The 15514-nt window shown below is 65.1% G+C and carries 10 protein-coding genes; 2 read left to right on the top strand and 8 right to left on the bottom strand.

The features are described 5' to 3' along the window. Positions 1-5 precede the first annotated feature (5 nt). From HBH1_RS02210 to HBH1_RS02190, 5 genes are all read right to left on the bottom strand, one after another. Complete coding sequence (locus tag HBH1_RS02210) at positions 6-1547, bottom strand: efflux transporter outer membrane subunit (protein ID WP_102661405.1); 1542 nt, start codon at positions 1545-1547, stop codon at positions 6-8. Between the two features lie 22 nt (positions 1548-1569). Next, a complete protein-coding gene (locus HBH1_RS02205) occupies positions 1570-4806 on the bottom strand; it encodes an efflux RND transporter permease subunit (protein ID WP_102661404.1) in 3237 nt (1078 codons plus the stop codon). Positions 4807-4818: 12 nt separating this feature from the next. Next, a complete protein-coding gene (locus tag HBH1_RS02200; protein ID WP_102661403.1) occupies positions 4819-7974 on the bottom strand; it encodes an MdtB/MuxB family multidrug efflux RND transporter permease subunit in 3156 nt (1051 codons plus the stop codon). Between the two features lie 15 nt (positions 7975-7989). Then, on the bottom strand, positions 7990-9585 hold the full coding sequence (locus tag HBH1_RS02195; RefSeq protein ID WP_102661402.1) for an MdtA/MuxA family multidrug efflux RND transporter periplasmic adaptor subunit: 1596 nt from the start codon (positions 9583-9585) through the stop codon (positions 7990-7992). A 362-nt stretch (positions 9586-9947) separates the two neighbouring features. After that, the gene (locus tag HBH1_RS02190; protein WP_102661401.1) at positions 9948-10484 is read right to left on the bottom strand and encodes a Spy/CpxP family protein refolding chaperone; all 537 of its coding nucleotides are present in this window, start codon (positions 10482-10484) and stop codon (positions 9948-9950) included. A gap of 259 nt (positions 10485-10743) precedes the next feature. On the opposite strand from HBH1_RS02190, the gene HBH1_RS02185 reads away from it, so the two are divergent. Continuing rightward, entirely contained in the window at positions 10744-11481 is a 738-nt protein-coding gene (locus tag HBH1_RS02185; protein WP_006462419.1) for a response regulator, read from the top strand. After that, on the top strand, positions 11478-12854 hold the full coding sequence (locus HBH1_RS02180; RefSeq protein WP_102661400.1) for an ATP-binding protein: 1377 nt from the start codon (positions 11478-11480) through the stop codon (positions 12852-12854). Before HBH1_RS02185 ends, HBH1_RS02180 begins: the two co-directional genes overlap by 4 nt. An 84-nt stretch (positions 12855-12938) precedes the next feature. Here the strand turns inward: HBH1_RS02180 and trpS are convergent, their stop codons facing one another. The 3 genes from trpS to HBH1_RS02165 all read right to left on the bottom strand — a co-directional run bounded on the left by trpS (position 12939) and on the right by HBH1_RS02165 (position 15214). After that, positions 12939-13988, bottom strand: coding sequence for a tryptophan--tRNA ligase (gene trpS / locus HBH1_RS02175; protein WP_006462417.1), 1050 nt, complete (start codon positions 13986-13988; stop codon positions 12939-12941). Positions 13989-14250: 262 nt separating this feature from the next. Beyond that, positions 14251-14811, bottom strand: a complete 561-nt coding sequence (locus tag HBH1_RS02170; protein ID WP_006462416.1) for a glycine zipper family protein — start codon at positions 14809-14811, stop codon at positions 14251-14253. A gap of 76 nt (positions 14812-14887) precedes the next feature. Further along, on the bottom strand, positions 14888-15214 hold the full coding sequence (locus HBH1_RS02165) for a hypothetical protein (RefSeq protein WP_006462415.1): 327 nt from the start codon (positions 15212-15214) through the stop codon (positions 14888-14890). Between the last annotated feature and the right edge of the window lie 300 nt (positions 15215-15514).

The raw sequence follows: 15514 nt of genomic DNA, 5'->3' as shown, positions 1-15514 counted from the left end.
CTCCTCTACCTCAATCCCGCATTCTCCTTCAAGCCCCTGGCCTGCTCTGCACTCTGCTGCTCCAGCGGCCCCAGGTCATCCAGGCTATGTCCGTCCCAGCCACCGCCCAGTGCCTTGGCCAGCAACACGCTGGCGGCCATGCGGCGGTTGAGGATGTTCAATGAATTCAGTTCGGCCGACAGGGCCGTGGCCTGGGCGGTGATGACGTTGACGTAGCTGACCGTGCCAGCCTTGTACTGGTTGGTCACCAGCGTGACGGCCTGGCGCGCCGCTTGCAGCGCTTCGCCCTGCACGGCGGCTTCCTGCTCCAGGATGCGTAATGCGGCCAGGTTGTCTTCGACCTCCTGGAAGGCGGTCAGCACCGTCTGCTTGTAGGTGGCCACCGTGCCGTCGTAGCTGGCGATGGCCTGATCGGTGGCGGCCTGGCGGGCGCCGCCGTCGAAGATGGTCTGTGCCAGCTGTGGTCCCAGCGACCACACCCGACCCGGCAGTGTGAACCAGTCGGCAAAGGTGGAACTCTGGTAACCGCCCGAGGCGGACAGCGTCAGGCTGGGGAAATAGGCGGCCTTGGCTACGCCGATCTTGGCATTGGCGGAGGCCACGCGGCGCTCGGCGGCGGCCACGTCGGGACGGCGCTCCAGCAGCATCGACGGCACGCCCTGCGGGACCGGCGGCGCCACGGCGGTCAGCGGCGACCTGGGCAGGGAGAAGCTGGCAGGTGTCTTGCCCACCAGCAGGGCGATGGCATGTTCGATCTGGGCGCGGGTGACGCCGTTGTCCAGGGCCGAGGCCTGCGCCGATTTCAGCTGGGCCTGTGCCTGGATCACGTCGGACTTGGCGACCATGCCGGCGTTGTACTGGTTCTGCGCTACCTCCAGCGAGCGCTGGTAGGCCTGCACGGTGTCATCCAGCAACCGCTGCTGGGCGTCCAGCACGCGTAGCTGCAGGTAGTTCTGCGCCACTTGCGCCTGCGCCGACAAGCGGGCGCCGGCCAGGTCCGCTGCGCTGGCCTGGGCGCTGGCCTGGCTGGATTCGACGTCGCGCCGGACCTTGCCCCAGATGTCGGCCTCCCAGGCGGCGGTGAGCGAGAAGGTATAGGAATTGCGCACGCCGCCGGACGATCCGGACGACGACGACGAGGTACCGGACGAGGTCGATGAACCGGCCGAACCGGAGCGGCCCCGCGAAGCGCCGGCCGAAGCCGACAAGGTGGGCGAATAGGCCGAGCGCGAGCTCTGCACCAGCGCCACGGCGCTGCGGAAGTTGGCTTCGGCCAGCGCCAGGTTCTGGTTGGAGACGTCCACCTGCGCCACCAGCGCATTCAATTGGGCATCGTTGAACATCTCCCACCACTTGCCGTCGGCCATCAGGTCGCGCGGCTGGGCGGGCTTCCAGTTCTGGCCCTCCTTGAAGACGGCCGGGGCCATGGTGGCCTCGTCCATCTGCGGTCGGACGTAATCGGGGCCGACCGCGCAGGCCGTCACCGCCAGGCTGACCGCCAGCGCCATCAGCACGGGCTTGAGTTTGAACAGGTCTTGTTGCGTCATGCGTTTCTCCATGGCGGCAGCCTCAGGCCGCCGAGGTTTCTGTCTGGTTCTTGCGGCCGAAGCGGCGCTGGCCCCAGGCGCGCAGGCGTTCCATGTACAGGTACACCACCGGGGTCGTATAGAGGGTGAGCAGCTGGCTCACGACCAGTCCGCCGACGATGGAAATACCCAGCGGCTGGCGCAGCTCGGCGCCGTCGCCGTGGCCCATGGCCAGCGGGATCGCGCCCAGCAAGGCGGCCATGGTGGTCATCATGATCGGGCGGAAGCGCAGCCGGCAGGCTTCGAAGATGGCGTCACGCGGGGACAGGCCACGATTGCGTTCGGCATCGATGGCGAAGTCCACCATCATGATGGCGTTCTTCTTGACGATGCCGATCAGCAGGATCACGCCGATCAGCGCGATCAGGCTGAAGTCGGTACCGGTCACCATCAGTGCCAGCAAGGCGCCCACACCGGCCGAGGGCAAGGTGGAGATGATGGTGATGGGATGGATCAGGCTCTCGTAGAGTATGCCCAGCACGATGTACACCGCCAGCAATGCCGTCAGGATCAGGATGGGCTGGCTGGAGGTGGAGGACTGGAAGGCATTGGCGGTACCGGCAAAGGTGCCCAGCACATTGGTGGGTACGCCCAGTTGCGCCATGGCGCGGTCGATGGCTTCGGTGGCCTGCGACAGCGACACGCCCTCGGCCAGGTTGAAGGACAGCGTGGAGGCCACGAACTGGCCCTCGTGGCTGACCGATAGCGCAGTGGTGGTCGGCTCGAAGCGCGAGAACGCGGCCAATGGAATCTGGCGCGACGGCGCGGTGGAAATCGTCTGCGCCAGGCCGGTGTTGGCATTGAGCTTGCCGGCCGCCGACAGGGCCGGTGGCGTGGACAGGCTGGAGGTGGTCGGCGACAGGTTGGACGAGCCGGCCAGGCTGACATAGGTATCGCGCAGGGTTTCCGGGCTCTGCCAGTATTGCGGAGCGGCTTCCATCACTACGTGGTACTGGTTCATGCCGCTGTAGATGGTCGAGATCTGGCGCTGGCCGAACAGGTCGGACAGCGTGGAATCGATCAGCTGCGGCGTCACGCCGGCCCGCATGGCAGTCTCGCGGTCGATGGTCAGGGTGGTCTGCAGGCCGTTGTCCTGCTGGTCGGTGCTGATGTCTTCCAGTTCCTTGAGGTTGGACAGGGCCAGGCGGATCTTGGGTTCCCAGATGCGCAGCAGGCCGACATCGTCGGACTTGAGCGAGTATTCATACTGCGAGTCGCTCTGGCGGGCACCGATGCGGATGTCCTGCACCGGTACCAGGAACACCCGGGCACCGGCCACCTTGGCCGTCTTCATGCGCAGCCGCGCTACCACCTTGTCGGCGCTGTCCTTGCGTTCGGTGAGGGGCTTCAGGGTCACGTACATGAAGCCGCCATTGCGCCGCTGCCCACCGGTAAAGGCCACCACATCCGACACGGCTGGGTCGGCCTTGACGATGTCGATGAAGTCGTTGAGCTTGGTGCGCATGGCCTGGAAGGAAATGGCCTGGTCGCCGCGGATGCCGCCGATCAGGCGCCCCGTATCCTGCTGCGGGAAGAAGCCCTTGGGGATGGCCTTGTAAAGATACACGTTCAGGGCAATCGTGGCCAGCAGGATCAGCATCATCAGAGGGGCCGCCCGCAAGGCCCAGGCCAGGGTGCGTTCGTAGGCCAGCAGCATGTCCTCGAAGATGGCGGCGGTCTGGTCGGAAATCTTCTGCAGCCAGGGATGGCGCCGCTGGCGACGCGCTGCGTCGGCCTCCGGGTCATGGCGCAGCAACTGCGCGCACATCATCGGCGTGGTGGTCAGGGACACCACCAGCGAGACCAGGATGGCCACCGACAGGGTGATGGCGAATTCGCGGAACAGGCGGCCGACGATGCCTTCCATCAGCAGGATGGGGATGAACACGGCGATGAGCGAAATGCTCATCGACAGCACGGTGAAGCCGACCTCGCGCGCACCGAGCAGGGCCGCCTTGTAGGGCTTCATGCCGGACTCGATATGGCGCGAGATGTTCTCCAGCACCACGATGGCATCGTCCACCACGAAGCCGGTGGCAATGGTCAGCGCCATCAGCGACAGGTTGTCCAGGCTGAAGCCGGCCAGGTACATCACGCCGAAAGTGCCGATCAGGGACACCGGCACGGCCACTGCGGGGATCAGCGTGGCACGGGCGTTACGCAGGAACAGAAATACCACCATGATGACCAGCGCCACCGAGAGGATCAGGGTGAATTCGGTTTCCTTCAACGAGGCGCGGATGGTGGGGGTGCGGTCCAGCACGACCTTCATGTCGATGGCGGACGGGATCGAGGCCTGCAGCTGCGGCAAGAGCTCGCGCACGTTGTCGACGGTGTCGATGATGTTGGCGCCGGGCTGGCGGTTGATGATGATCAGCACCGAGGGCTTGCCGTTGGAGGAGCCGGCGTTGCGCACATCGGCCACCGAGTCGCGCACCTCGGCCACGTCCTGCACCCGCACCGGCGTGCCGTTGCGGTAGGACACGATCAGTGGCGCGTATTCGGCGGCGGTCTTGGCCTGGTCGTTGGCGTAGATCTGCCAGTTGCGGCCGTCGTCTTCCAGCAAACCCTTGGGGCGATTGGCATTGGTGGCAGCCACTGCGGTGCGCACGTCGGCGCTGCCGATGCCGTACTTGTTGAGGGCGGTCGGGTTCAGTTCGATGCGCACTGCCGGCTGCGAACTGCCGCCCACACTGACCTGCCCTACCCCGCGCACCTGCGACAGCTTCTGCGCCACGATGCTGTCGGCGGCGTCGTACATCTGCCCCTGGGTCATGGTGTCGGAGGTCATGGCCAGGATCAGGATGGGGGCGTCGGCCGGGTTGACCTTGCGATAGGTCGGGTTGCTCGGCATGCCGGTGGGCAGCAGGCTGCGCGCGGCATTGAGCGCGGCCTGCACGTCGCGGGCGGCGCCATCGATGTCGCGGCTCAGGTCGAACTGCAGGGTGATGCGGGTGGAGTTCTGGGAGCTGGTGGAGGTCATCTCGGTGACCCCGGCGATGGCGCCCATGGCGCGTTCCAGCGGCGTGGCCACGGTCGCGGCCATGGTCTCGGGGCTGGCGCCGGGCAGCGAGGCAGAGATCGAGATGGTCGGGTAATCCACCTGCGGCAACGGCGAGACCGGCAGCAGGCGGAAGGCCACCATGCCCGCCAGCGCGATGCCGATGGTCAAGAGCGTGGTGGCGATGGGCCGCTTGATGAAGGGAAGCGAGATATTCATGCGCGCATCCGCCTACACCGCCGGCGGCAGCGTGGCCGGCTTGCCGTCTTCACCATCATCGTCCTCGCCGCCATGCCCAGGCGCGCGCTGCCCGAAGCGTGCGCGCAGCCGACGGCCCAGGCTGTCGAAGCCGAGATAGATCACCGGCGTGGTAAAGAGCGTGAGCACCTGCGACACCAGCAGGCCGCCCACCATGGTGATGCCCAGCGGCTGGCGCAGTTCGGAGCCCACGCCGGTGCCCAGCATCAGCGGCAAGGCGCCCAGCAGCGCTGCCATGGTGGTCATCAGGATCGGCCGGAAACGCAACAGGCAAGCCTGATAGATCGCCTCGCGCGGGCTCTTGCCCTCGTGCCGTTCGGCCTCCAGGGCGAAGTCGATCATCATGATGGCGTTCTTCTTGACGATGCCGATCAGCAGGATGATGCCGATGATGCCGATGATGCCCAGGTCAGTACCGGAGATCATCAGCGACAGCAGCGCACCCACGCCGGCCGAGGGCAGCGTGGAGAGGATGGTGATGGGATGGATATAGCTCTCGTAGAGCACGCCCAGCACGATGTACATGGTGATGATGGCCGCCAGGATCAGCCACAGCGTGTTGGACAGCGAGGCCTGGAAGGCCAGCGCGGCGCCCTGGAAGTTGGTCACGGTGGAGGCCGGCACGCCGATCTCGGCCCCGGCGGCCTTGATGGCCTCGACCGCCTTGCCCAGCGAGGCGCCCTTGGCCAGGTTGAAGGACACGGTGGCCGCCGGGAACTGGCCGATGTGGTTCACCACCAGCGGCGCGGTGCGTTCGGTGACGGTGGCGATCGACGACAGCGGTACCTTGCCGCCGCCCGAGGTGACCAGGTAGATACTGTCCAGCGCTTCGGGGCCGCGCTGGAATTCCGGCTTGACCTCCATCACCACGCGATACAGGTTCGATTGCGTATAGATGGTGGAAATGAGGCGCTGGCCGAAGGCGTTGTAGAGCGCGTTGTCGATGGCGGCGGTAGTGATACCCAGGCGCGAAGCGGCGTTGCGGTCGATCAGGATATAGGCCTGCAAGCCCTGGTCCTGCAGGTTGGTAGCCACGTCAGCCAGTTCCGGCACCTGTTGCAGGCGCGCGATCAGCTTCGGCACCCAGGTACTGAGCAGGGCCGGATCGGCGTCTTCCAGGGTGAACTGGTATTGCGTACGGGAGACGCTATCCTCGATGGTCAGGTCCTGCACCGGCTGCATGTAGAGGGTGACGCCCGGCACTTCCCGCGCCAGCGTGGGTTGCAGGCGACGGATCACGTCGGCGGCGGAAACGTCGCGTTCTTCGTGCGGCTTCAGGTTGATCAGCATGCGCCCGCTGTTCAGGGTGGCGTTGGTGCCATCCACGCCGATGAAGGAGGACAGGCTCTCCACGGCCGGGTCCTGCAGCACAACCTTGGCCAGTTGCTGCTGTTTTTCTCCCATGGCACTGAAGGAAATGGACTGCGTGGCTTCCGAGATACCCTGGATAACCCCGGTGTCCTGCAGCGGGAAGAAGCCCTTGGGCACGAACACGTACAGCAGCACGGTCAGGCCCAGCGTGGCCACGGCCACCAGCAGGGTCAGCTTCTGGCGCTCCAGCACCCATTCCAGCATGACGCCGTAGCGGGCAATGATGCGATCGAAGAAGACCTGGCTCTTGTGGTAGAACCAGCCCTGCTGTTCTTCCGGCTGATGGCGCAGCAGGCGCGCGCACATCATCGGGGTCAGCGTGAGCGAGACCACGGCCGAGATCAGGATGGAGACCGCCAGGGTCACCGCGAATTCGTGGAACAGGCGCCCCACCACGTCACCCATGAACAGCAGCGGGATCAGCACTGCAATCAGCGAGAAGGTCAGCGAGATGATGGTAAAGCCGATCTGCTCGGCACCTTTCAGGGCCGCCTGCATGGGCTTCATGCCTTCTTCGATGTAGCGCGAGATGTTCTCGATCATGACGATGGCGTCGTCGACCACGAAACCGGTGGCAATCGTCAGGGCCATCAGGGTCAGGTTGTTGATCGAGAAACCGGCCAGATACATGATGGCGAAGGTCCCCACCAGCGACAGCGGTACCGCTACGCTGGGGATGATGGTGGCCGGCACGTTGCGCAGGAAGACGAAGATCACCATCACCACCAGCGCCACCGACAACAGCAGCTCGAACTTCACATCGGCCACCGAGGCGCGGATGGTGGTGGTGCGGTCGGTCAGGATGTGGACGTCGATAGAGCCCGGCAGGCTGGCCTGCAGCTGCGGCAGGATCTTCTTGATGCTGTCGACCACGGCGATCACGTTGGCACCCGGCTGCCGCTGGATGTTCACAATCACCGCAGGCTGCTGGTTGGCCCAGGCGCCCAGGCGCACGTTCTCGGCGCCGTCGACCACGTCGGCCACGTCGGAGACCCGGATCGGCGCGCCGTTCTTGTAGGCGATGATCAGGTTGCGATATTCGTCGGCGGTGCGTAGCTGGTCGTTGGCATCGATGGTGGAAGCGCGGGTGGGGCCGTCGAAGCTGCCCTTGGCCTGATTGACGTTGGCATTGCCGATGGCGGTACGCACGTCATCCAGGTTCAGGCCCAACGCGGCCACGGCACGCGGATTCAACTGCATGCGCACGGCCGGGCGCTGACCGCCCGACAGGCTCACCAGACCCACGCCCGACAATTGCGAAATCTTCTGCGCCAGGCGGGTGTCGATCAGGTCCTGGACCTTGGGCAGGGGCATGGTCCTGGAGGTGACCGCCAGCGTGATGATGGGGGTATCGGCCGGGTTGACCTTGCTGTAGACCGGCGGCATCGGCAGGTCCGAGGGCAGCAGGTTGCTGCCGGCGTTGATGGCGGCCTGCACCTCCTGCTCGGCCACGTCCAGGCTCAGGTCGAGGTTGAACTGCAGCGTGATCACCGAGGCTCCGCCGGAACTGGTGGAAGACATCTGTTTCAGGCCCGGCATCTGGCCGAACTGGCGCTCCAGCGGCGCGGTGACCGAGGAAGTCATCACATCCGGGCTGGCCCCGGGATAGAGGGTGACCACCTGGATGGTCGGGTAATCGACTTCAGGCAGGGCCGACAGCGGCAGGAGCCGGTAGGCGACGATGCCCACCAGCAGGATCGCCAGCATCAGCAAGGATGTGGCGACCGGCCGCAGAATGAACTGGCGCGAGGGATTCATGCGTGAGCCTTGTGCTTACTTGGCGCCGTTGGCGTTGCCTGCGTTGCTGGCACCACCGGTGCCGCCATTGGCATTGCCTGCCTCGCGCTGGCGCCGCAGTTCCATCATCTTCTGGCGACGCTGGTCCTCAGGCAGTTTCTTGATCTCTTCGCCGAATTCGCCGGCATCGATACGTTTGTTGAGCTCGGCCCAGCGCTTCTGGCGTTCTTCCGGGCTCATGCCGCCCTGGCCGCCTTCTGCGCCCTGCCCCGGCCCTTGTCCTTGACCCTGACCACGCTTGCCATGGCGGCGTGCGTCGGGGTTCTCGGTGGTGAGCTTGTTGGCCGGGTCGTCGGCGCCACCGCGTGCCACGGCCTCGACCTTGGCGCCTTCGCGCAGGCGGTCGATGCCGTCGATGACCACGGTCTCGCCAGCGGCCACGCCGTCGGTGATGACGGTCAGGTCATCCTGCACCGGGCCGGTCTTGACCGGGCGCACGGTGACGGTGTTGTCTTCCTTGACCACATAGACGAACAAACCCTTGGCCCCGCGCTGGATGGCGGCCGTCGGGATGACGGTGGCACCTTGTTCGGTATTGAGCTGCAGGCGGATATTGACGAACTGGCTGGGGAACAGCGCGTAGTCGGTATTGGGGAACTGGGCCTTGAGCTTGACCGTGCCGGTGGTGGAATCGACCACGTTGTCGATGGTCAGCAGCACGCCGTCGGCCAGTTTCTTCTTCTGCTCACGGTCCCAGGCCTGGGCCGGCAGCTTGCGACCGCTCTGCAGCTGCTGCAAGACCTTGGGGATATTGTCTTCGGGAATGCTGAAGATGGCGGTGATCGGCTGCAGCTGGGTGATGATGACCAGGCCGTTGGTGTCGCTGGTGGTGACGTTGTTGCCGACGTCGGCCTGGCGCAGGCCCAGGCGGCCACTGATGGGGGCGATCACGCGGGTGAACGACAACTGCAGGCGGGCGCTGGCGACGCTGCCCTCATCGGCCTTGACCGTTCCCTCATATTGCTTGACCAGCGCGGCCTGGGTGTCGACCTGCTGGCTGGCGATGGAGTCCTGCGACAGCAGGGTCTGGTAGCGCTTGAGGTCAAGCCGGGCCGAGCTCAGCAGTGCACGGTCGCGCGCCAGCTGGCCTTCGGCCTGGGTCAGCGCGGCCTGCAGCGAGCGCGGGTCGATCTCGGCCAGCAGCTCACCGGCCTTGACCACCTGGCCTTCCTTGTAATGCAGCTTCATCAACTGGCCATCGACCCGGGCGCGCACGGTGGCGGTGGCCGTGGGGGTGACTGCCCCTAGTCCGTTGAGGAAGACATCCACATCCTGCACCCGGGCCTTGGCCACCCCGACCGGCATGGTCTGGCCAGCGAAGGCGCCGGCACCCGGGCGGCGGGCCCCCGGACCGCCAGCACCTGGACGGCCCCCGGGGCCACCGGGACCACCCATGGCACTCATCTGCTCCTGCTCGGCCTTCTTCTTGGACCAGTATTTGTAGCCGCCACCGGCGGCCAGCGCGGCCACCAGGACCCAGAACCACCAGCGTCGCAGGATACTGCCACGGGAACGCGAGGGAGAAGGAGATGGGGAAGGAGATGGCTGGCCGGGATTGGGAGTATTTGTCATGTCAGGGAAACCAGTAAACCGATCACGTATGCAGGCCGCCACCAAGGCGGCCTTGTCTCATGGGAAGTCGATGCAGCGCTCTGCCATCGCGTCAGCGTGCCGTTATCCGGTCACGCAAAGGCAAGAGCATAAGGGAAGGCGGCCCATCCTGCCGCATCCGGCCGTCTCCGGCCGCCTTCCGCTATTCTCTCCAGCGCGGCTTGCAACTCTGCAACCACGCATGCCACCTGCATCGGCTGGCACGCAGTGTACCCAGCTATTGCCGGCCGCGCCAATGAGAACAGCCTTGCGGGTCAAGCGCAAGGCTGTCGGGGTGGAAAACGCCCGCACTTGCAACGCACGGGCGAATGCTGCCGTGTGCCTTACTTGGCCGGAGCGTCGGGAGCGGGCTTGCCGTCACGCGGCGGGCCCTTGTGCTCGCCACGCTGGCCGTGATGCATCTGTTCCCAGCGATGGTGCTGCATCTTGGCGAACTCGGCGTCGAAGGTCTTCTGCTGCTCCGGCGACAGGGTGGCGTAGAACTCCTTGGTGGCGGCGATGCGCTGTTCGGCGAAGGATTCGCGCTTGCGCATCATGTCCAGCTGCTTGTCCAGACGTTCCGGGGTGGACAGCTTGGCCCATTCTTCCTTGTTGGGACGGGCGGCACGGTCAAACGGGGCCGGCTTGGTCTTGTCCAGGAACAGCTTCCAGCCGGCTTCCTGGGCGGCGGTGATCTTGAGCTTGTCGTGCAGCTGGGCCTGGTGCTTGGCGCGCATCTGCTCGAACTTGGCGATCTGTTCCGGGCTCGGGGCGTGGCCTTGCGGGCCGCCCGGGGGCATCTGGGCGAAGGCCGACAGGGTCACGGCGCTGATGCTTACGGCGGCGATGCCGGCCAGGATACGGTTCTTGAATGTCAACATGTGTTGCTCCTTTCAGTGGGTCTTGCGCTTGGTACTGTGCTTGTACTGCGCTTGTACTGTCATACAGCGAAGTGCTGTCTTGGCACGGTTCCCATTAAACCGGTGGCGTGTATCGGCGATTTTTCCGCTGTGCCGTCATTTGTATCGTTTTGTATATCCGCAGGCCTCCCAGGTATCGTTTTATTTCCACCCCCCTCCTTGTAAAGACCCGATACAAATCCATCCTGCACGTACGGACAAGTTCGGCATAATGCGTCCCATGGATACAAATACTCACATCCTCGTCGTCGATGACGACCGCGACATCCGCACACTGCTGGCCGAATACCTGGACAGCAACGGCCTGCGCACCCTGACCGCCACCAATGGCAGCGAGATGCGACGGGTGCTGGAAGAGTCGCGGGTGGACCTGATCGTGCTGGACCTGACCCTGCCCGGGGAAGATGGCCTGACGCTCTGTCGCAACCTGCGCGCCACCTCATCGGTGCCGGTGATCATGCTGACCGCGCGCGGCGAGCCGCTGGACCGCATCCTGGGCCTGGAAATGGGCGCCGACGACTACCTGGCCAAGCCCTTCGAGCCCCGCGAGCTGTTCGCCCGCATCCGCAGCGTGCTGCGCCGTACCCAGGCGCTGCCGCCCAACATGGCCCAGCCGGACGTGGCCACCATGCGCTTTGCCGGCTGGACGCTGGACCTGACGGCGCGCCACCTGGTGAACCGCGATGGCGTGGTGGTGGCCCTGTCGGGGGCGGAGTTCCGGCTGCTGAAGGTGTTCCTGGATCATCCCAACCGGGTGCTCAACCGCGACCAGCTGCTGGAGCTGACCCAGGGCCGCGAATCCGACCCCTTCGACCGCTCGGTGGATATCCAGATCAGCCGCCTGCGCCAGAAGCTGGGTGACGATGCGCGCACGCCCACCATCATCAAGACCGTGCGCAACGAGGGTTATGTGCTGGCCACCACGGTCAGCGCGGAAGGTGCAGGCCGGCCGGCATGAAGGATTTCCTGGGCTCCATCGGCAACCGCATCTTCTTCCTGCTGCTGGCGGGCATCGTGGTGGCGGTCATGGCCACCACCTGGTTGTCTGGCAACGAGCGCCGCAGCACCTTGCGCGAACTGCGCTTCCAGCATCTCGCCGACCGCGTGGAACAGATCGTCCAGGCGGTGGACGACATCCCGCCGCCGCAACGTCCCATCGTGCTGCAGGCCGCCACCAACTTCGGTTTCGAGGCGCGCATGGTGGACGACATGAATGACGCCATCGGCCCCAACGCCAGCACCAGCCCGCTCATCGAGATGCTGCAGTCACGTCTGGGGGAGGATCGCAAGATCGCCGTCCAGCGCGAAAGCGAATGCCCGCCCTTGCGGGCCGATGATGCCCACGCCCCGCGCCGCGACACCTGCCGCGTGATCTACGTGAGCCTGCACGACCAGGCCCTGATGCGCCTGCGCCTGCACCAGCCGGGCGAGCCCCCTGCCCTGCGCGGCCGCGGCGGACCGGGTGGCCCGTTCGGCCTGCAGTACATCCTGCTGTTCCTGGCGCTGATCGCAATGCTGGCCTGGCTGGTGGCGCGCATGGCGACCCGCCCGATCCGCCAGCTGGCCCAGGCCGCATCGCGCCTGGGCAGCGACATCGACCATGCGCCACTGGCCGAGACCGGTCCCACCGAAATCCGGCAGGCGGCACATGCCTTCAATGCCATGCAGGGCCGCATCCGGCGCCAGATCCAGCATCGCACCCACATGCTGGCGGCCATCACCCACGATTTGCAGACGCCGCTGACGCGCATGCGCCTGCGCCTGGAAAAGGTCACCGACGCCGAACTGCAGCAAAAGCTGATCGACGATCTGGGCGTGATGCACGGCATGGTGCGCGAGGGGCTGGACCTGGCGCGCAGCATGGATTCGTCGGAGAAGGTGCAGGCCCTGGATATCGACTCCCTGCTCGACAGCGTCTGTGCCGATGCCGCCGACGCCGGCCAGGACGTGAGCCTGCAAGGCAGCACCCGCGCCTTCGTGATGGCCCAGCCGGGGGCGCTGCGGCGCTGCCTGACCAACCTGATCGACAATGCCTGCAAGTACGGCCGCCAGGCGCGGGTCAGCATCGCCCTGGAGCAACAGAAGATCGCCATCCGTATCCGCGACCAGGGGCCGGGCATCCCCGATGCCGAGCTGGAGGCAGTCTTCGAACCCTTCTATCGGCTGGAAACCTCGCGTTCACGCGATACCGGTGGCACCGGGCTGGGCCTGACCATCGCGCTCAATATCGCCGAGAACCATCATGGCCAGCTGCGCCTGCGCAATCTGGCTGAAGGTGGGCTGGAAGTCTTGCTGGAACTGCCGCAGATGACACCGGCCAAGGCACACTGAACTCTTCCGCAGGCATGAAAAAACCGCCGCTCCCCTGGCCGGGAAGCGGCGGTTTCGTTTCCTGCCCGCAGTCGCCTGCGCGCCTTAGCCGAAATAGTTCAGGCCCAGCGCGGCATTGACTTCCGACATGGTCTGCGCGGCCACGGCGCTGGCGCGCTCGGTACCGCGCTTGAGGATGGCCAGCACTTCGCCACGGTCCTTGGCGAACTCTTCGCGACGGGTGCGGATGGGCTCCAGCAATTCCTGCAGGATGCCTTCCAGCCGACGCTTGACCACGCTGTCGCCCAGGCCGCCGCGGGTGTAGTGGGCCTTCAGCTCGGCCACGGCATCGCGGTCGGGGTCGAAGGCATCCAGGAAGGTGAAGACCACATTGCCCTCCACCTGGCCCGGATCGTCCACGCGCAGGTGGTTGGGGTCGGTGTACATGCGGTGCACGGCCTGCTTGATCTCGGCCGGCGTCGCCCCCAGGGCGATGGAATTGCCCAGCGACTTGCTCATTTTGGCCTTGCCGTCGATGCCGGGCAGGCGGCCGGTTTCGGAGAGCACTTCCTTGCATTCCACCAGCACTTCACGATCGACGGTGGCGTTGAATTTGCGCACCAGTTCGTTGGTCTGCTCGATCATCGGCAACTGGTCGCTGCCCACCGGCACCAGTTGCCCCTTGAAGGCGGTGATGTCCGCCGCCTGGCTGACCGGATAGGTCAGGAAACCAGCCGGAATATCGCGCTCGAAGCCGCGCAGGCGGATCTCTTCCTTGATGGTGGGATTGCGCTCCAGGCGCGACACCGTCACCAGGTTCAGCAACACCATCGACAGTTCGTAGAGCTCGCGCACCTGGGACTGGATGAAGATGGTCGATTTCTCGGGATCGATGCCCACGGCCAGGTAGTCCAGTGCCACCTCCAGCACGTTGTCGGTGACCTTCTGGTGGCGACCGACGTTGTCGGTCATGGCCTGCGTGTCGGCCAGCAGCAGGAACTGGCGCGAAGTCTCCTGCAGCGCCACGCGCGACTTGAGCGAGCCGATATAGTGACCCAGATGCAGCGGACCGGTAGGACGGTCGCCGGTAAGGACCACGGGCAAGGTGGAAGCGGAGGTCGTGCTGGAGGCGGAACTAGTGGCATTCGAAGACATGGTCATTCCTGATCGTTAATCTGTCTGGAATGCCGCCGGTCCGAAGCTGAAAAAAACATGCCGCCGGAACCGGCGGCATCACATGGTCAAGCTGTGTGAAAACGGGCCGCCAAGATCAGGCGCGCCACCAATGCTGGGTTTTCGCAAGTTGGGTTCGGAAAAGCATGGCGGCGAGTATAGCACTGGCGGGCAGCCATGTTGCGTTGCATAAGAAAAAACCGCATCCGGGGATGCGGTTTGATTTCTTCACCATCCTGCGTGCTCAATATGCACCCGGCGGCGGGCCGTAATACGTCGGCGGCGGACCATAGTAGCCCGGAGGCGGCGGCGGAGCGTAGTAGTAGCGCGGGTGGTAGGTATAGACGGTGGTGGTCTGGACCGGCTGCTGCACCTGGTTGCCCTTGCTGTACATGCACTGGGTATAGGTCATGTCATAGCGCTGCTGCATCGAATAATTGCCGCCCGCAGCCGCGTTGCTGCCTGCTGCACTGCCCACCAGCAGGCCACCACCGGCACCGATGGCCGCCCCGGCACCGGCATTGCCGGAAGCCGCGCCGATCAGTGCGCCGGCCACCGCACCCACGGCGGTCCCGACCGCGGCGCTGTTGGCCGCATTGTTCTGGGTCTGCGCCGCCTGCCCGCCAATGGCGTCCTGGGCGTATTGCTGGCATTGCTGCTGGTCGGCACGGAATTGCTCGTAACTCTTGTCCTTGCCCGGCATCGCCATCACTGACGGTCCGGTCGGCACGCTGACGCAACCACCGAGCGCCAGCATGGCGCCGACGGCGGTGACGGTAGCGGCGGTCTTGTAGATGGGTTTCACGTTGATTCCTTTATCTGTGAAGGTATTGCTATAGCGCAGAGCATCTGAGAACGGCCTGCGCGATCCGATCGCCAGGCTATTGCGGCGGCGGACCGCCGGGAACGGCGGGGGTATTGGGAACCACCTTCATCCAGGGACTGGGGCAGTTCTGGACATAGGGGTAATACGCCTTGGATTCCTGGCAGTAGTACCAGTAATCCTGGCGCGGCGGCTCCACGTAGACCGGTGCCGGCACCCGTTCCACATAGACCGGAGGCGGATAGTAGACCGGCGGCGGCACCCAGATCGGCCCGCCGATCACCACGCCGCCATAGAAGCGCCCATGCGCATACACCGACGCGCTAGCCACCAGGCCGGCCACCGCCAGCACGCCGCAGACGCCGATTGCCGCTATTTTCTTCATGTTATTGCCTTTGGGAGTGTCTCTGAATGTCTGGAATTATCGCCGATGACATCGCCGCCGCTTTCCCCGATCGCCCGAAACTCCTTGTCGGGCGCGGCTTGCAGACGCATCTGGCGCATGAAAGCAATATACGCCGGGGCTGGTCTTAAATCTTGAGATGTTTCAATTCGTAACCCTAATCAATATTGATATACATGGGGTTGAAAAGGCTTTGCAAATCACCGTGCTTCGCAGCAATGTGCAGCGTGCTACTTCAGCCGGGCAAGGCCTTGCCTCCAAGGTCTACAAAAGCAAAAACGG

The sequence above is a fragment of the Herbaspirillum sp. BH-1 genome (genome assembly GCF_002870055.1).
GTDB lineage: Bacteria > Pseudomonadota > Gammaproteobacteria > Burkholderiales > Burkholderiaceae_D > Herbaspirillum > Herbaspirillum frisingense.
Note: the sequence above shows the minus strand (reverse complement) of the source record. Positions and strands in the feature narration are given on the sequence as shown.

Coding starts and splice junctions, on each gene's coding strand:
- HBH1_RS02210 (WP_102661405.1), bottom strand. CDS start 1,547: ATGACGCAACAAGACCTGTTCAAACTCAAGCCCGTGCTGATGGCGCTG.
- HBH1_RS02205 (WP_102661404.1), bottom strand. CDS start 4,806: ATGAATATCTCGCTTCCCTTCATCAAGCGGCCCATCGCCACCACGCTC.
- HBH1_RS02200 (WP_102661403.1), bottom strand. CDS start 7,974: ATGAATCCCTCGCGCCAGTTCATTCTGCGGCCGGTCGCCACATCCTTG.
- HBH1_RS02195 (WP_102661402.1), bottom strand. CDS start 9,585: ATGACAAATACTCCCAATCCCGGCCAGCCATCTCCTTCCCCATCTCCT.
- HBH1_RS02190 (WP_102661401.1), bottom strand. CDS start 10,484: ATGTTGACATTCAAGAACCGTATCCTGGCCGGCATCGCCGCCGTAAGC.
- HBH1_RS02185 (WP_006462419.1), top strand. CDS start 10,744: ATGGATACAAATACTCACATCCTCGTCGTCGATGACGACCGCGACATC.
- HBH1_RS02180 (WP_102661400.1), top strand. CDS start 11,478: ATGAAGGATTTCCTGGGCTCCATCGGCAACCGCATCTTCTTCCTGCTG.
- trpS (WP_006462417.1), bottom strand. CDS start 13,988: ATGTCTTCGAATGCCACTAGTTCCGCCTCCAGCACGACCTCCGCTTCC.
- HBH1_RS02165 (WP_006462415.1), bottom strand. CDS start 15,214: ATGAAGAAAATAGCGGCAATCGGCGTCTGCGGCGTGCTGGCGGTGGCC.